General features: G+C 64.1%; 17 protein-coding genes. 3 read left to right on the forward strand and 14 right to left on the reverse strand.

Annotated features, from left to right (window positions below; translation table 11 throughout):
- Nucleotides 1–103: 103 nt before the first annotated feature.
- Nucleotides 104–1,177, forward strand: a complete 1,074-nt coding sequence (locus tag GB927_RS10890) for an ROK family protein (protein WP_256116830.1) — start codon at nt 104–106, stop codon at nt 1,175–1,177.
- On the opposite strand, the gene GB927_RS10895 is transcribed toward GB927_RS10890, so the two are convergent.
- The 6 genes from GB927_RS10895 to cyoA form a co-directional block, all read right to left on the reverse strand.
- Nucleotides 1,174–1,992 carry an ATP-binding cassette domain-containing protein gene (locus GB927_RS10895; RefSeq protein ID WP_256116831.1) on the reverse strand — a complete coding sequence of 273 codons (819 nt, stop codon included), beginning with the start codon at nt 1,990–1,992 and terminating at the stop codon, nt 1,174–1,176. The two genes, GB927_RS10890 and GB927_RS10895, sit on opposite strands and share 4 nt — an antisense overlap.
- Before the next feature lie 82 nt (nt 1,993–2,074).
- Nucleotides 2,075–2,821, reverse strand: a complete 747-nt coding sequence (locus tag GB927_RS10900; RefSeq protein ID WP_256116833.1) for an SURF1 family protein — start codon at nt 2,819–2,821, stop codon at nt 2,075–2,077.
- Between the two features lie 10 nt (nt 2,822–2,831).
- On the reverse strand, nt 2,832–3,224 hold the full coding sequence (cyoD, locus tag GB927_RS10905; RefSeq protein WP_256116834.1) for a cytochrome o ubiquinol oxidase subunit IV: 393 nt from the start codon (nt 3,222–3,224) through the stop codon (nt 2,832–2,834).
- Complete coding sequence (gene cyoC, locus GB927_RS10910) at nt 3,221–3,844, reverse strand: cytochrome o ubiquinol oxidase subunit III (RefSeq protein ID WP_256116835.1); 624 nt, start codon at nt 3,842–3,844, stop codon at nt 3,221–3,223. The genes cyoD and cyoC overlap by 4 nt, the downstream gene beginning before the upstream one ends.
- Before the next feature lie 3 nt (nt 3,845–3,847).
- Nucleotides 3,848–5,851 carry a cytochrome o ubiquinol oxidase subunit I gene (gene cyoB, locus GB927_RS10915; protein ID WP_256116836.1) on the reverse strand — a complete coding sequence of 668 codons (2,004 nt, stop codon included), beginning with the start codon at nt 5,849–5,851 and terminating at the stop codon, nt 3,848–3,850.
- A gap of 101 nt (nt 5,852–5,952) precedes the next feature.
- Nucleotides 5,953–7,008, reverse strand: coding sequence for a ubiquinol oxidase subunit II (cyoA, locus tag GB927_RS10920; RefSeq protein ID WP_439617574.1), 1,056 nt, complete (start codon nt 7,006–7,008; stop codon nt 5,953–5,955).
- Between the two features lie 313 nt (nt 7,009–7,321).
- Between cyoA and GB927_RS10925 the strand changes: the two genes are divergently transcribed.
- The gene (locus GB927_RS10925) at nt 7,322–8,647 is read left to right on the forward strand and encodes an MFS transporter (protein ID WP_256116838.1); all 1,326 of its coding nucleotides are present in this window, start codon (nt 7,322–7,324) and stop codon (nt 8,645–8,647) included.
- Between the two features lie 22 nt (nt 8,648–8,669).
- On the opposite strand, the gene mnhG is transcribed toward GB927_RS10925, so the two are convergent.
- The 7 genes from mnhG to GB927_RS10960 form a co-directional block, all read right to left on the reverse strand.
- Entirely contained in the window at nt 8,670–9,068 is a 399-nt protein-coding gene (mnhG, locus tag GB927_RS10930; RefSeq protein ID WP_305111140.1) for a monovalent cation/H(+) antiporter subunit G, read from the reverse strand.
- Nucleotides 9,065–9,346: a K+/H+ antiporter subunit F gene (locus GB927_RS10935; protein ID WP_256116839.1), complete on the reverse strand. Its 282-nt coding sequence runs from the start codon at nt 9,344–9,346 to the stop codon at nt 9,065–9,067. Before GB927_RS10935 ends, mnhG begins: the two co-directional genes overlap by 4 nt.
- Complete coding sequence (locus GB927_RS10940; protein WP_256116840.1) at nt 9,343–9,819, reverse strand: Na+/H+ antiporter subunit E; 477 nt, start codon at nt 9,817–9,819, stop codon at nt 9,343–9,345. The genes GB927_RS10935 and GB927_RS10940 overlap by 4 nt, the downstream gene beginning before the upstream one ends.
- Nucleotide 9,820: 1 nt before the next feature.
- A complete protein-coding gene (locus tag GB927_RS10945; RefSeq protein WP_256116841.1) occupies nt 9,821–11,461 on the reverse strand; it encodes a monovalent cation/H+ antiporter subunit D in 1,641 nt (546 codons plus the stop codon).
- Complete coding sequence (locus GB927_RS10950) at nt 11,458–11,796, reverse strand: Na+/H+ antiporter subunit C (protein ID WP_256116842.1); 339 nt, start codon at nt 11,794–11,796, stop codon at nt 11,458–11,460. The genes GB927_RS10945 and GB927_RS10950 overlap by 4 nt, the downstream gene beginning before the upstream one ends.
- On the reverse strand, nt 11,796–14,714 hold the full coding sequence (locus GB927_RS10955) for a monovalent cation/H+ antiporter subunit A (RefSeq protein ID WP_256116843.1): 2,919 nt from the start codon (nt 14,712–14,714) through the stop codon (nt 11,796–11,798). Before GB927_RS10955 ends, GB927_RS10950 begins: the two co-directional genes overlap by 1 nt.
- A 97-nt stretch (nt 14,715–14,811) precedes the next feature.
- Complete coding sequence (locus tag GB927_RS10960) at nt 14,812–15,192, reverse strand: hypothetical protein (RefSeq protein ID WP_256116844.1); 381 nt, start codon at nt 15,190–15,192, stop codon at nt 14,812–14,814.
- A gap of 423 nt (nt 15,193–15,615) precedes the next feature.
- On the opposite strand from GB927_RS10960, the gene GB927_RS10965 reads away from it, so the two are divergent.
- Nucleotides 15,616–15,939, forward strand: a complete 324-nt coding sequence (locus GB927_RS10965) for a DUF2934 domain-containing protein (RefSeq protein WP_256116845.1) — start codon at nt 15,616–15,618, stop codon at nt 15,937–15,939.
- 6 nt (nt 15,940–15,945) lie between these two features.
- Here the strand turns inward: GB927_RS10965 and GB927_RS10970 are convergent, their stop codons facing one another.
- Nucleotides 15,946–16,992, reverse strand: coding sequence for a glutathione synthase (locus GB927_RS10970; RefSeq protein WP_256116847.1), 1,047 nt, complete (start codon nt 16,990–16,992; stop codon nt 15,946–15,948).
- Nucleotides 16,993–17,001 lie beyond the last annotated feature (9 nt).

The raw sequence follows: 17,001 nt of genomic DNA on the forward strand, positions 1-17,001 counted from the left end.
GTAGATCGCGATTGCCTCCCGGCAAGGGCAGATGTTCGCGCTCCCGGCAGGAACAAGTTTTTCCCGGGCGCATTGTGGTCTCGCATCGAACAAAGGAACGGACATGGCCAAACAGAAATCGCGACCGGTCGAGGAGAACGAGGCGCCCGTCACCCACGGGGCGGAAGAGCTGCCGACGGTGACCGTCGCAAGCTACAATCTCGAACGGCGCGACAAGGACGGCTTCATCGGCGACCGGGCCAACAAGGGCGCCTTCCGCGACGCGATCAACGACTGGCGCAAGCGGGTTCGCGAAGGCGGCGACGATCCGCTCGGCGGCGTTCCGACAGACGATCTCTCGAAGAAGGAGGTCGATGCGCTGCTGAAGGACCCGGAATCGGAGGCGGCCGCTCTCGTGATGGCGGCGATCGGCGACTTCGCGAAGACGCTCGCGGACGTGCTTGCCCGCTACATGAAGGAAGATTCGTGGAAGGATACCGAAACGATCGCCGTGGGCGGCGGCTTTCGCGACAGCAAGGTCGGCATGATGGCAATTGCGCGCGCCCAGATCCTGCTCAAGGCGGAAGGCCTGAAGGTGGCGCTGACGCCGATCGCCCACCATCCGGACGAGGCGGGGCTCATCGGCGCCGTGCACCTCATTCCCTCCTGGATGCTGAAGGGGCACGACGCGATCCTCGCCGTCGATATCGGCGGCACGAACATCCGCGCCGGTGTCGTCAAGCTCAACCTCGGCGAAAAGGCGGATTTCTCCAAGGCCAAGGTCTGGAAGTCCGAACTTTGGCGCCATGCCGATGATGAGCCCCGCCGCACCGCGACCATCGAATATCTGGTCCGCATGATCGAGGCGCTGATCGCCAAGGCCGAGAAGGCCAAGCTGGCGCTGGCGCCCGTCATCGGCATCGGCTGCCCCGGCATCATCGCAGCGGATGGGTCGATTGCCCGCGGTGGGCAGAACCTGCCGGGCGGCAATTGGGAAAGCACGCATTTCAACCTGCCGGAGGCGCTGCGTACCGCCATTCCGCGCATCACCGACCAGCCGACCTTCGTCATCATGCACAACGATGCCGTCGTTCAGGGCCTTTCGGAGGTGCCGCGCATGAAGGACGTCAAAAGCTGGGCCGCGGTGACGATCGGCACCGGGCTCGGCAATGCCAGCTTCGTCAACAAGAAAAGCTAGCGCGCGAAGGCGAGCGGGCGGCCGGAGGATTGCTGGCGTACCACATCCATGGCGACACCGAAGATGCGATCGAGTTCTGCCGGCGTCATGATGCTCTCCGGCGTGCCGATCGAGACCACCTCGCCACCCCGCAAGGCGACGATGTCGTCGCAGTAGCGTGCCGCCATGTTGACGTCGTGCAGCACGGTGACGATGGTGACGTTCTTCTGCGTTGTCAGGTCGCGCACCAGCGAGAGAACCTCGATCTGATGGGCGATGTCGAGGGCGGAGATCGGCTCGTCGAGCAGCATGCAGCGGGCGTCCTGGGCCACCAGCATGGCGATCCAGGCGCGCTGGCGTTCGCCGCCCGAAAGGCTGTCGACCAGGCGATCGGCGAGCGGGCCGAGATGGGTCAGTTCGATCGCTTCTTCGACCTTGCGGCGATCCTCGGCAGAAAACCGGCCAAGCGCGCCGTGCCAGGGATAACGGCCGAGCGCCACCAGTTCCTTCACCAGCATGCCCGGCGCCAGCGGCAGGGACTGCGGCAGGTGGGCGAGGCGACGCGCCAGCGGGCGGCGGTCCCAGCTTTCGAGCGGCTGGTCCTCGAAGCGGATGCGGCCCGATGTCGGCGTGGCAAGCCGGCCGAGAAGTTTCAGCAGCGTCGACTTGCCCGATCCGTTATGGCCGATCAGCGCGACCGAGCGACCTTCGACGATCTCCAGTGAGATGGAGCGCAGCAGCGCCCGCCCCTCCAGTTCCATGCCGACATCGTGCAGGGAGAACACGGAGGCCGGAGCGGTGGAAGGTCTGGTTGCGTGTGCCGCCGATGCGCTCATGGAAAGCAGATCCTCGCAAATATGATTTGCGCTTTCATATTTTCGCGCGCGCGGCTCGGCAAGCGCCAAGTTGCGGGGAATGTCATGCGGCCCGCTGCTTGCGGACGAGATAGATGCCCGCGAGGCTCATCACGGCCAGCGCATACCAGGTGAGCGCGTAGACGAGATGGCTGTTGCGGAAGGCGACGACGGTGAGCCCGCCGACCGGCAGGCCGCCCGGATTGGGCGTCGCGTCCGCATCGATGAAGTAGGGCGCGACATTGCTCAGGCCTTTGGCGGCAGCGATGGCGACGATATCGCGGGAGAACCACCGGTCGTTTGCCGGATCGTTGGCGCGCAGGAAGCCGCCGCCGGGTTCGCTGAGGCGCAGTAGGCCGGTCACGGTCACGGGACCGGCGGCAATCTCGCTTGCCACGCGCGCGGCGGGATCGCGCTTCTCGGCGGGCACGAAGCCGCGGTTGATGACGATGGTCGATTCATCCGGCAGAAGGAGCGGCGTCAGCACCCAGATGCCGGCGCCGCGCTCCGTCACGGCCTGCACCAGCACCGTCTTGTCGTGCTGGAAGAGGCCGGTGGCGGTAACGTGGCGGTATTCGTCCTTTTCCGGGCCGATCGCCGGCCACTCCGCCCCGCCCGGTGCCGGCACGGGATCGGCGTGGACGCGGCTTTCGACGCGCGCAATGAGGTCAAGCTTCCAGAACAGCCGCTGCACCTGCCAGGTGCCGAGCGCAAGGAATACGGCGACGAGGACGAGCAGGAAGCCCGTGAGAAGCCATTTGGCGCGCGAGGAGGAGGCGCCCTCCCCTGCGGCTTGCGGGTCAACGGTCATGGCGCCCTCGTCAGGGCATGTTCTTCATCATCTCGTGGGTCATCGGCATCATGTTCTGGTTGAGGTGATGCATGACCCAGAGGGAGCCGGCGAGCGCAATGCCGACGATGATCAGCGTGAAGATCAGCGCCATCATGGTCCAGCCGCCTTCCGAGCGCGGGTTCATGTGCAGGAAATAGACCATGTGCACGACGATCTGCACGACGCCAATGCCCATGACGATGACGGCGGTGAGAAGCTTGCTGTCCAGCACGCCGGCCATGACGAGCCAAAAGGGAATGGCCGTCAGGATCACCGACAGGATGAAGCCGGTCATGTAGCCCTTGAACGAGCCGTGGCCGGCATCGTGTCCGTGGCTATGCGCGTGGTGGGTGTCAGCAGCGCTTTCGTGGTTCGGGCTCATCCGATCACTCCAAGGAGGTAGACGAAGGAGAAGACGCCGATCCAGATGACGTCGAGGAAGTGCCAGAACATCGACAGGCACATCAGGCGGCGGCGGTTTTCCGGGATCAGCCCATGCCTGCCGACCTGCACCATCAGCGTGATCAGCCAGATGATGCCGAAGGTGACATGCAGGCCGTGCGTTCCGACCAGCGTGAAGAAGGACGACAGGAAGGCCGAGCGCGTCGGACCGGCACCTTCGTGGATCAGGTGGTAGAATTCGTAGAGTTCCAGCGCCAGGAAGATCGCGCCGAACACGCCTGTAATGCCGAGCCAGACCAGCGTCTCCATCTTGGCGTTGCGCTCCATCTGGAGCATGGCGAAGCCGTAGGTGATGGAGGAGAGCAGCAGCATCGCCGTGTTGATGGCGACGATGTTGAGGTCGAACAGATCGGCCGGCGACGGACCGGCCGCATAGTTGCGGCCGAGCACGCCGTGGGTGGCGAAGAGCACGGCGAAGATCAGGCAGTCGCTCATCAGGTAGAGCCAGAAACCCAGCATGGTGCTGTTTTCCGGATGGTGGTCTTCCGTCAGGTAGAACTGCGGCTTTTCGTCGGTTTGCTGGACTTGGGTCGCGCTCATGGCTCAGGTCCGTTCTTGAAGCAGCTTGGAACGCGCGTCTTCGGTCGCCGCCACCGTTTCGGCGGGGATGAAGAAATCGCGATTGTAGTTGAAGGTATGGGCGATCGACACCGCGATGATGCCGATGAAGGACACGGCGACCAGCCACCACATGTACCAGATCATCGCGAAGGCGAGCACGACGCTGATGCCGGCGAGGATGACGCCCGTGCCGGTGTTCTTCGGCATGTGGATCGGCTTGAAGCCTTGGAGCGGACGCTCGTAGCCACGGCTCTTCATGTCGTACCAGCTGTCATGGTCGTGCACGACGGGCGTGAAGGCGAAGTTGTAGTCCGGCGGCGGCGAGGACGTCGACCATTCGAGCGTGCGGCCGTCCCACGGATCGCCCGAGATCACGCGCAGTTCGTCGCGTCGGAGGTAGCTCACCACGAGCTGGACGATGAAGGAGCCGATGCCGAGCGCGATCAGGCCGGCGCCGAAGGCGGCGATGATGAACCAGATCTGCAGCGACGGGTCTTCGAACTGGCTGACGCGGCGGGTGACGCCCATCAGGCCGAGCACGTAGAGCGGCATGAAGGCGAAGAAGAAGCCGATCTGCCAGAACCAGAAGGTCATCTTGCCCCAGAACGGATCGAGCTTGTAGCCGAAGGCCTTCGGCCACCAGTAGACGAGGCCCGCCATCAGCCCGAACAGCACGCCGCCAATGATGACGTTGTGGAAGTGGGCGATCAGGAACAGCGAATTGTGCAGCACGAAATCGGCCGGCGGGATGGCCAGCATCACACCGGTCATCCCGCCGATGACGAAGGTGATCATGAAGCCGACCGTCCACAGCATCGGCACCTCGTAGCGGATTCGGCCGCGATACATGGTGAAGAGCCAGTTGAACATTTTTGCGCCCGTCGGGATCGAGATGATCATCGTGGTGATGCCGAAGAAGGCGTTGACCGAGGCGCCCGAGCCCATCGTGAAGAAGTGGTGCAGCCAGACGATGTAGGAGAGGATCATGATGACGCAGGTGGCGTAGACCATGGAGGCATAGCCGAACAGGCGCTTGCCGCAGAAGGTGGCGACCACCTCGGAGAAGATGCCGAAGGCCGGTAGCACGAGGATGTACACTTCCGGATGGCCCCAGATCCAGATGAGGTTGATATACATCATCGGATTGCCGCCGAGGTCGTTGGTGAAGAAGTTCGTGCCAACGTAGCGGTCGAGCGACAGCAGGGCGAGCGTCGCGGTCAGGATCGGGAAGGTCGCGACGATCAGGATGTTGGTGCAGAGCGAGGTCCAGGTGAAGACTGGCATCTTCATGAAGGTCATGCCAGGGGCGCGCATCTTCACGATGGTCGCGATCAGGTTGATGCCGGAGAGTGTCGTCCCCACACCGGCCACCTGAAGACCCCAGATATAATAATCGACGCCGACGCCGGGACTGTAGTCCACGCCGGAGAGCGGCGGATAGGCGAGCCAGCCGGTGCGTGCGAATTCACCGACGAAGAGCGACATCATCACGATGATCGCACCGCCCGTGGTCATCCAGAAGGAGAAATTATTGAGGAAGGGGAAGGAGACGTCGCGGGCACCGATCTGGAGCGGCACGACATAGTTCATGAAGCCGGTGACGAAGGGCATCGCCACAAAGAAGATCATGATCACGCCATGCGCGGTGAAGATCTGGTCGTAGTGGTGCGGGTTGAGGTAACCCTCGTTGCCGTTGAAGGCGATCGCCTGCTGGATGCGCATCATGATCGCATCGGCAAAGCCGCGCAGAAGCATGACGATCGCCAGGATGATGTACATGATGCCGATCTTCTTGTGATCGACGCTGGTGAACCACTCGTGCCAGAGATAGCCCCAGAGCTTGAACTTTGTGATGAGGCCGAGGAGCGCGATGCCGCCGAGCGCCACGACTGCGAAGGTCACGACGAGGATGGGCTCGTGATAGGGGATCGCCTCCCAGGTAAGCCGTCCGAAGATGAATTGCGTGAGGCTGATGTCACCGAACATGGGTTGTCCAATATCTTTCGAATGCGAGCCCCAGGGCTCGTGAGGGCCGCTCGTGAGGTCTCTCAGCGCCCGCTAGACCCGGCGAGCGCGGTGAGGTCCCGTTACATCTTGTGCATGTCGTGGTTCATCGTGGCCGGCTCCTCCTGCCGCTCCTCGACGCCCTCTGCCGGCTCTTCGCTACGCGCGGGGTTGCCGGTTTCCGGGAAGGTGGCGCCGGGCGTCTCCTCTGACGCATGGCGGTTGTCGTGCTCCAGCTTCGCCCGGTTCTCATGGCTCTCGACGCCAGCGCCGCCCATCATGTCGATATGCATCATGTCCTTCATGCACATCTGGCCGGGGCGTGCGCACATGTTGAGCACCGCCTCGTAGAGCCCGTCCTCGACGGTGGCGTAGTAGCGGACCGGTTCCTTGATGCTCGGCTTTTCGAGCTTCAGGTAGGCGTCGCGGTTGAGCATCGTGCCGTTCTGCTTCACCCGGGCGACCCAGGCGTCGAAGCCCGCCTGGTCGACGCCATGGAACTTGAAGCGCATGTGGGAGAAGCCATCGCCGCTGTAATTGGACGACAGGCCTTCATATTCGCCGGGCTTGTTGATGACGGCGTGCAGCCGGGTCTGCATGCCCGGCATCGTGTAGATCATGCCGGCGAGCGCGGGCACGTAGAACGAGTTCATCACCGACGAGGCGGTGAGCTTGAAATTGATCGGCACGTCGACAGGGGCGGCCATCTCGTTGACCGTGGCGATGCCGTAGTCCGGATAGAAGAACAGCCATTTCCAGTCGAGCGCCACGACCTCCACATTGATCGGCTTCACCTCTTCGGTGACGGGCCGCGCGGCATCGATCCGGTCGAGCGGACGGTAGGGGTCGAGCTTGTGGGTGCTGACCCAGGTGATCGCGCCGAGCGCGATGATGATGGCGAGCGGCGCCGACCAGATGATGACTTCGAGGCCCGTCGAGTGGTGCCATTCCGGATCGTACTTGGCGGCCGTATTCGACTGGCGGTAGTGCCAGGCGAAATAGAGCGTCAGGCAGATGACGGGGATGATGATGATCAGCATCAAGAAGGTCGAGATGACGATCAGGTCCCGCTGCTGCGCCGCGATATCGCCGGAGGGCGACATGACGACCATGTTGCACCCCGAAAGCGTCGCGAGCATCAGCGTGAATAGGATCGATCGTCTGGCTAAACTGAATGGCTTCGGCATTTCGGCCTCAACTTGTGTTCTGTCTAGTCGGCAATAGGCGGGTGCGGCCACGCTTGAAAATGAGGTCGTTCGTCGCAGCGCAGCATTCTGTCGCAGTAGGCTAGTGAAGTTGGGGCTTTCTGTCGATGCGCGTTTGTACTAGCCCAATAGAAATGTTTGTTGTCAATTGAGGCCGGCTCGCGGGCTTTCTGCGTCTTGTCCTTGATATCGGGCGCCGATTGGTCAACATTCTAACGACATGACGCAAATCCCCGTGGAGAAGTTCATGAGCTCGGCCAGCAACCCCACATCGTCCGGTCTCGAGCGAGACGCCCGCCGCATGCATGACGACGACAAGCCGCTGTCGCCGGGCAGCGTCGCCATCGGCGTGGTGATCGGCCGGACCTCGGAATTCTTCGACTTCTTCGTCTACGGCCTCGGCTCCATCCTCGTCTTCCCGAAGCTCATCTTTCCGTTCGCGCCCAATCCGGTCGCCGCGACCCTGATGTCTTTCGCGCTGTTCCCGCTGGCCTTTCTCTCTCGCCCTGTGGGCTCCTTCGTCTTCATGTGGATCGACCGCAACTATGGCCGCGGCACCAAGCTGACGGTCGCGCTGGTCATCCTCGGCGGCTCGACCGCGTCGATCGCCTTCCTGCCCGGCTACGAGACGCTCGGATACTGGGCCGTGGCGCTGCTGGCGCTGTTCCGGCTGGGCCAGGGTTTTGCGCTGGGCGGCGCGTGGGACGGCCTCGCCTCGCTGTTGAACCTCAGCGCGCCGCCGAATCGCCGCGGCTGGTATGCTATGATCCCGCAGCTCGGCGCGCCGATCGGCTTTGCGCTGGCGAGCATCCTCTTCGGCTACATGGTTTCCAGCCTTTCCGAAGCCGATTTCCTCGCCTGGGGCTGGCGTTATCCCTTCTTCGTCGCCTTCGCGATCAACGTCGTGGCGCTCTTCGCGCGCCTGCGCATCGTTGCCAGCAAGGAATTCGGCGCGGCGATGGAAGCGCAGGAATTGCAGGCCCGGCCGATCTTCGAGATGCTCAGCAAACACAGCATGGACGTGGTGCTCGGCGCCTTCGTGCCGCTCGCGAGCTTCGCGATGTTCCACCTCGTCACCATCTTCCCGCTGAGCTGGATCACGCTCTTCGGCGGTCAGTCGGCGGCACAGTTCCTCTGGGTGCAGGTCGCGGGCGCGGCACTCGGCGCCGTCGGCATCGTGCTGTCCGGCTTCATCGCCGACCGTATCGGCCGGCGCAACGAACTGATGCTCGGCGCGATCCTGATCGCGATCTTCAGCTTTTCCGCGCCGTTCCTGCTCGATGCCGGCGGCAAGGGCCAGGATGCCTATATCCTGATCGGCTTCTTCATCCTCGGCCTTACTTTCGGCCAGTCCTCCGGCGCCGTCTCCTCGCGCTTCACGCAATACTACCGTTATACCGGTGCCGCCCTCACCTCAGACCTCGCCTGGCTTCTCGGCGCCGGCTTCGCGCCGCTCGTGGCACTCGGCCTCGCCAGCAGCTTCGGCATCATCTTCATCGGCGGCTACCTGATCTCCGGCGCGATCTGCACGATTGCGGCGCTCACGCTGACACGGGCACTCGACCAGCACTGAGGGGCTTGAGGGCCTCCGGCTGCTACTCGGCCGGTGCGGGCTGCTCCGCTTCGCCGGCGGGCTCGACCGGCGCTTCGGCCGGCACCTCCGGATTGCCCTCCGCCCGGTCGCGGTGGAGCGCTGCGCGAGCGAGCAGCATCAGCGTCACCGGCGTGGTGACCGTCACGAAGATGCCGATCAGGATTTCATGCACGACGAGCCGCGTGGAAAGCACGGTGAAGAAGATCATCGAGGCCATGACGATGCCGCCGGTGCCCCAGCTCGTGCCGAGTGTGGGCGCATGGATGCGTTCGTAGAAGGTCGGCAGGCGGGTGAAGCCGATCGTGCCGATCAGCGTGAGGCCTGCGCCGATGACCAGGAAGAAGGAGACGGCGAGTGCGGCCCAGGCCGGCAGGTCGCCCGCATGTTCGATCGTGCTCATTCGACCACCTCCCCGCGCATCAGGAATTTGGCGAGCGCCACCGTCGCGACGAAGCCGAGCATGCCGATGACCAGCGACGCCTCGAAATAGATGACCTTGCCGGTGCGGATGCCGAAGACCATCAGCAGCAGCATCGAGTTGACGTAAAGCGTGTCGAGCGCCAGCACACGGTCCTGCGCGCGTGGCCCCCGTGACATGCGTATCGCGGCGAGCGCCATGGCGAGCGCGAGCATGATTTGCGCGATGGTGACGGACCAGGCGAGGATCATGTGGCTCATTCGAAAATCTCCATCAGCAGCGCTTCGTAGCGCGTCTTGATCAGCACCCGCCATTCCTCCTCGTCGACGAGGTCGAGTACGTGGATCAGCACGGTCCTGTTCAAGGAATTGTATTCGAGCCAGGCGGTGCCCGGCGTGCTCGTCACCACCACGGCGAGCACGGCGAGCGCCGTCGGGTTTTCGAGGTCGAGCGGCACGGTCATGAAGCCGGACTTGTGGCTGCGCTTGCCGCCCGTCAGCAGGATCGAGGCGACGGCGATGTTCGAGCGCAGGATATCGTAGAGCACGATGCCGACGAGTTTGGGCAGCAGATACCATTTGTTCAGGCGCGGCTTAGCGGGCCGGAGCGATGCCATGCCCCAGGAGGCGAGCACGGCGACGATGCAGCCGAGGATGAACTGGCCGATCGTGAAGCCGTTGAGGGCCAGCCACATGAGGACGAGCGAGGCGCTGAGGAGCGGATAGGGCAGCATGTCAGAGCCCTCCCCCGCCGTCCGGCCCGCTCGCCTCCGCCACGCCGGCGCGCCGCGCGTTTATCACGGCGTCGATATAGGTGGCCGGCTGCTGCAGGTTGCGCACCGTCTCCTCCATGTAGGTCATCGCCGGGCCGGCCTTGATCGTTAGCGTCAGCGTCAGCGCGATGAGCAGCATGACCGGCGCCATTTCCATGACGAGCACGCGCGGCACGGTGCCTTCCATGGAGGCCCAGAAGGTGCGGATACCGGCGCGGGTCATCGAGATGAGTGCCGCGAGGCCCGACAGGATGAGCAGGCCGACGATCCACCAGACGGAGGCGGAGATCGGTCCCTCCTGGGCGTTCATGCCGATCATGCCGGTGAGCATGGCGAACTTCGCGACGAAGCCGGAGAGCGGCGGCAGGCCGGACAGCAGGATGCCGCAGGCGGCAAAGCAGATGCCGAGCACGGCGATCGTTCCCGGCATGGTGATGCCGACCTCGACCTCCCGCTCCTCCTCGTCCGCATCGCCATAGGCCTCCATGGTGACCGCGAGAACCGAGGCGCCGGCATCCTGCCCGCGTTCCACGAGTTCGATCAGCATGAAGAAGGCGCAGATCGTCATCGTCGAACTGACCATGTAGAAGAGCGCACCGGCCGTGACCTGACCGTTGCTGAGGCCGAGCACCGCGAGCAGCGTACCGGAGGAGACGAGCACGGAGTAACTCGCGAGCCGCCCGAGCGCCTGTGAGGCGAGCACCCCGATCGTGCCGAAGGCGATGGTCGCCATGCCACCGTAAAGCAGCACGTTGAGCCCGAGGCCGGCGGATTCGCCCTGCCCGAAGACCAGCAGCGACAGGCGCAGGATGACGTAGATGCCGACCTTGCTCATTATGGCGAAGATACCGGCGACGGGCGCGGTCGCGGCGCTGTAGGCGCCGGGCAGCCAGAAGTTCAGCGGCCACATGCCGGCCTTGATGAGGAAGACGATGCCGAGAATGCCGGCGCCCGCCTCCAGCAGCATGCGCCGCTCGCCCTCGATCTCGCCGATGCGCACGGCGAGATCCGCCATGTTGAGCGTGCCGGCCGAGCCGTAGATGGCGCTGACGCCGATCAGGAAGCAGAGCGCGGCCGCAAGATTGACCGCGATGTAGTGCATGCCGGCCTTGACGCGCATGGAGCCGGAGCCGTGCATCAGCAGGCCGTAGGAGGCGGCGAGCATCACCTCGAAGAAGACGAAGAGGTTGAACAGGTCGCCGGTGAGGAACGCGCCGTTGAGGCCCATCAGCAGGAGCTGGAACAGCGTGTGGAAATGCGCGCCGGCCGCATGCCAGCGGGCGAGTGCGAAAACCAGCGCCGGAATGGCAAGGATCGAGGTCAGCACCAGCATCAGCGCCGAGAGGCGGTCGACCACCAGCACGATGCCAAAGGGGGCCGGCCAGTTGCCGAGCAGGTAGACGCCCTCGAAGCCGCCTTCGCCGCTGCCGCCATTTGCCAGCCGGAACAGAGTGATGGCGACGGCGGCGAGCGCCAGGCACGAGACGACGCTGATCATCGCTTTGACGACACGCTCGCGCTCGTCGAAAAACAGGAGGAGCGCGCCCGCGACAAGCGGGATGAGGATCGGCGCGATGATGAGATGTTGCTGCCAACCGCTCATTTCGGCTGCTCCCTGCCATCGACATGGTCGGTACCGGTGAGGCCGCGGGCGGCGAGCAGCACGACGAGGAAGAGTGCCGTCGTGGCAAAGCCGATGACGATGGCAGTCAGCACCAGGGCGTGCGGCACAGGATCGGTGAGCGTCGAGATGTCGATGCCCTCGCCGAGCAGCGGTGCGGCATTGGACTTCACGCCGCCGACGCCAAAGATGAAGAGGTTGACGGCATAGGAGAGCAGCGAGAGACCGATGATGACCTGGTAGGTGCGCGGGCGCAGGATGAGCCAGACGCCCGAGCCGGTCATGACGCCGATGCCGATTGCGAGAACGAGTTCCATCAGGCTTCCTCCGCCTTTGTGGCGTCGAGATTGCGGACCCGATGCGTGCGTATGGATTGGTGGGCGAGCGCGATGAGAATGAGCACCGTCGCGCCGACGACGAGGGAGAAGACGCCGAGATCGAACAGCAGCGCGGTCGCCGCCGGCACCTTTCCGATGAACGCCACCTCGATATATTGCGAATGGGATGTCAGGAACGGATAGCCGAGGAACCAGGCCCCGATCCCGGTCGCCGCCGCCAGCAGCAGGCCAAAACCCATCCAGCGCAGCGGCAGGATGCGCAGCCGGTCTTCCGCCCAGCGCACGCCGCCCGCCAGATATTGCAGCAGGAAGGCGATCGCCATGGTGATGCCCGCGGCAAAACCGCCACCCGGCAGGTCATGGCCGCGCAGGAAGAGATAGACCGAGAAGGTGATCACCACCGGGAACATCCACTGCATGATGACCGAGGGCACGAGCAGGTAGTCGCGCACCGTATCGCCGGCCGAGCGCTCGGGGCGTTCCGCGTCATAGGCGTTCTGGATGCGCTGCTGCTCCGGCTTCTCGATGCTGTCGGCTGCGGGACGGAAACGACGCAGCAGCGCGAAGACCGTCAGTGCGACGATCGCGAGCACCGCGATCTCGCCCATCGTGTCGAAGCCGCGGAAGTCGACGAGGATGACGTTGACGACATTGCGCCCGCCACCTTCCGTATAGGCCTTTTCGAGGAAGTAGCTGGCGATCGCGTCCGGCACCGGCTGTTTCATGATGGCGTAGGAGAAGATGAACATGCCGAAGCCGCAGGAGATCGCCAGCAGGAAATCGCGGAAACGGCGGCTGCGCGCGGCGAGCGACACGGAGTTGTCGACTTTTTCCGAGCGCTTGGGCAGCCAGCGCAGGCCGAGCAGCAGCAGGACTGTCGTGACGATTTCGACCAGAAGCTGGGTGATGGCGAGGTCGGGCGCCGACAGCCAGACGAAGGTGATGCAGGTGGTGATGCCGGCACCGCCGAGCAGGACGAGGGCGGCAAGCCGGTGATACTTCGCCTGGTAGGCGGCGGCGAGCGCGCAGAAGGCGCCGACGCACCAGACGGCGGCGAAGATCGGGTCGACATCGCCGAATTCCGGCGGTTTTGGTGTGAAGCCGGCGAGATAGAGCGGCACGACGCCGGCAAGCAGTCCCGCGGCTGCGACGAGGCGCAGCTGCGGCTGGAGATTGCGCGTGCCGAGGTGGCTTTCCAGCCAGCGCGCCCATTTCCACGACACCGTCACGAGCACGCGCTCGAAGATGCGCTGGCCGCCGAGATGGCGGAACAGCGGCGGCCCGTCATCGCATTTGGCGAGATAATCCTTCAGCACCGCATAGAGCGCCGCGCCGCCGATGAGCGCGATCATGCTCATGATCAGCGGCGTGTTGATGCCGTGCCAGACAGCGAGGCTGTAATCCGGCGTGCGCTCGCCCAGCACCGAGACGACGGCGGAATGCAGGAACGGGCCGATCGACAGGCTGGGGATGATGCCGACGACGAGGCAGGCGAGCACGAGGAACTCGATCGGGAAGCGCATCCAGTGCGGCGGCTCGTGCGGCTTGGGCTTGGGCAGGTCGACGGGCGGCGGGCCGAAGAACACCATGTGGATGAAGCGGAGCGAATAGGCGACGGAGAAGGCGCCGGCCAGCGTCGCGACATAGGGCAGGATGCGGTCGAGCACGGAATCGGCGTGTGTTTCAACGGCTTCCGCGAAGAACATCTCCTTGGAGATGAAGCCGTTTAGGAGCGGCACCCCGGCCATGGCCGCACTCGCCACCATGGCGAGCGTGCCGGTGATCGGCAGGTATTTGAAGAGCCCGCTTAATCGTCGCATGTCGCGGGTGCCGGTCTCGTGGTCGATGATGCCGGCGGCCATGAAGAGCGAGGCCTTGAAGGTCGCGTGGTTGACCATGTGGAAGATCGCGGCGACGGCGGCGAGCGGACTGCCGAGGCTCAGCAGCGTCGTGATGAGGCCGAGATGGCTGATCGTCGAATAGGCGAGCAGGCCCTTCAGGTCCTGCTGGAACATCGCGAAATAGGCACCGAGGATCAGCGTGCTGATGCCGGCAATGCCGAGCAGCATGAACCATTCATAGGTGCCAGACAGCGGCGGCCAGAAGCGCACCAGAAGGAAGACGCCCGCCTTCACCATTGTCGCGGAATGCAGGTAGGCCGAGACCGGCGTCGGCGCGGCCATGGCATTCGGCAGCCAGAAATGGAACGGCACCTGCGCGCTCTTGGTCAGGGCGCCGATGAGGATCAGCACCAGCGACGTCAGGTAGAGCGGATGGGCCTTGATCTTCTCGCCGGCGGCAAGCACCACGTCGAGATCGTAGCTGCCGGCGATATGGCCGAGCACGATGAGGCCGGCGAGCAGGCAGAAGCCGCCGATGCCGGTGATCGTCAGCGCCATGCGCGCGCCGTCACGCGCGGCGGCATTGTGGTGCCAGTAGCTGATCAGGAGGAAGGAGAAGATGCTGGTGAGTTCCCAGAACACCGAGAGCAGGATGATGTTGCCCGACAGCACGATGCCGAGCATCGAGCCCATGAAGGCGAGCAGGAACGAGAAGAAGCGCGGGACCGGGTCCTCTTCCGACATGTAATACCGCGCATAGAGCACGACGAGGCAGCCGATGCCGGTGACGAGCATGGCGAAGAGCCAGGCGAAACCATCCATGCGCAGCGTGACGTTCAGGCCGAGCTGCGGAAGCCATTGCAGATCGACGCGGACCTTGCCGCCATCGCGCACCGCGGGGTAGAGCACCGCCGTCATGACGAAGCCGGCAAAGGCGACGACGCCCGCCATGCGCGCCGCGAGCACCCGCGAATCCGTCCGCAGCAGAATGGTCGCGGCGAGGCTTCCCGCGAAGGGAAGGCAGACCAGCAGGACCAGAATCATTTCACCTGTCATCGTTTAAATCGATCGCTTTACGTCAGAGCTTCTCACGCCGGCATGCCGGCGACATCGGGAAGACCGCGCGCGATCGACGGGACGATCGAAGCGGTCGTCAGGCGAAATGGAACGGAGGGGCACGGGCCCCGCGCGTTTCGATGCGGCCGCTACCGCAGCGGCACTGCGGAACGATGGCGACAGCGACGTCCGCGTCCGCCACGTGCAAAACGCCTTGCCCCGGCGGACAGCCGATGCCGTCGCCGCCGTCAAGCTGCGTGACCTTGCCGGCGACGGGGCGCTTGCGGCACTCCAGGTCGGCAAGTGCAGATGGATGACCAAAAGTCTTCTGCGTGCCGTAACGAAGCAATTTAGAGCTGGCGCTGACGGCAGAAGGTGCGGACAGCGTGGATATCAACAGCAAAAGACAGGTGAACGTGGCGCAGAAAAGGCGGAAAGCCCGACGAACCGGTCGATGCTGTTGCCCTGTTGCTGCCAAACGCCCTGCCTCTCGATTTCGTCGTCCGCGTTGAATATTCTCTCATCCGGACAATACGTTGGCGGGCTCGACACTGTCCACCCGCCAGCATGAAACTTTTCCAAAATTACGCCGATTTGCCGCAACCTGGGGCATGATTTTCTTACCATGCGGGCTGAAGGCCAGGATGCCGCGGCCGGCTCGGCTTGATGCCCTGTCGCTTTCGGCGCATTCTAGTCTTGCGAATCGCATGAAGCAGACCTGCTCCAGGAAGGGCCTTGCCCCGGAGCGTATGGTGCGTCGAATATCTGGACCTGCCGGTCGAACGCTCCCGGCCCTCCAGCGAGTTCCGTGTCCCGGTCCTGCCTGCACATCCTGCGCGGCACATTGGCGACATGGCGTCAGTCAACCCTTGAACGGGCAACTCTTGAACGGGGATTAGCGATGTCGGATGTGCGTTTGGAATGGATCAGCAAGCGAGCCTATGCGATCTGGGAAGAGGCCGGCCGGCCGCATGGCCAGGACGCCGAACATTGGGAACAGGCCGCGCGCGAGCGCGACGAGTTCGAGCGCGTGGCGCTCGCCGAGGATCCCAAGCCGGCCAGTGCGAAAAAGCCGCTGATCGAGATCTCCAAGAAGGCGCAGACGAAAAAGTCCGAGGCGAAGCCGAAGAAGAAGGCGGATGCCGGCGCCGAAAAACCCGTCGCCGCCAAGGCCGTCGCAAAAGCGAAATCGGCCAAGGGCGCGGCGAACAGCAAGCCGATCTGACCGGCTTCAGAGTGTCGCAAGGGTTCGGTTGGTGATGGCGCCCGCATAGGCGTCGCGCTGGGCGACCTTCTGCTCCAGCGCGGCGATGATGCTGTCGGCAAAATCGATGTCGTAGAGATCGAGCATCACGTTGAGGCCGCCCGGCGTGAAGACGTTGATCTCCAGAATCTTGTCGCCAACGATATCGAGGCCGACGAGGAACATGCCGTCCTCAACGAGTTTGGGCCGCACCATGTCCGCAATCGCAAGGATTTCCGGCGTGATCTCGACGGAGACCGCGGTGCCGGCCGCGTGGATGTTCGAGCGCACCTCGCCCTTGGCCGGCACCCGGCGGATCGCGGCATACTTGCCGTCGCGCTCCAGCGGCCGGCCGTTCATCAGGAAGAGCCGGATGTCGCCCTCGGTCGCGGCGGGCAGGTAGTTCTGCGCGATGAGATAACCCTCGCCGCTGACGGCCTCGAAGATCTGGTTGAGGTTTGCCTCGTCGGGAGAGCCGATCTTGAAGACGTTCTTGCCGCCGGAGCCCTGGAGCGGCTTCATGATGACGCCCTCCTTGTGGGTGTCGATGAAGGTGCGGATTTCGTCGATGCTCTTGGAAATCAGCGTTTCCGGCCGCACGGCGCGCGGAAAACCCTGGAAATAGAGCTTGTTCTGCGCCAGCGACAGGCCGTCCGGATCGTTGACGACGATGGTCCCGCGCGCCGCCGCAAGCCGGCCGAACATCGCGCCGACATGGGCCGCCCAGGGCCGGTCGTCGGCATCGAGCGACGGGTCGTTGCGCAGGAACAGCACGTCGACATCGCTCGTGTCCATCGTCTCGATGGCAGTGTCATCGCCCTGGAGGGCCGCGTGAAAACTCTCCGCCTTCTTGTAGCGTTTTCCCGGCAGCACGCGGCCGCGCACCGACAGGCTGTCATCGGCCCTGAGCACGAAATCGCCCGGCGTCACGTAGCAGATCTCATGCCCGCGCCCGAGTGCGGCCATGGCAAGGCCGGTGGTGGTATAGGTCGAGGTTTCCCCCTCGATCGAATTGACGAAAAAGGCGATACGCATTGTTGCTCT

Source organism: Shinella lacus (assembly GCF_010994755.1).
GTDB lineage: Bacteria > Pseudomonadota > Alphaproteobacteria > Rhizobiales > Rhizobiaceae > Shinella > Shinella lacus.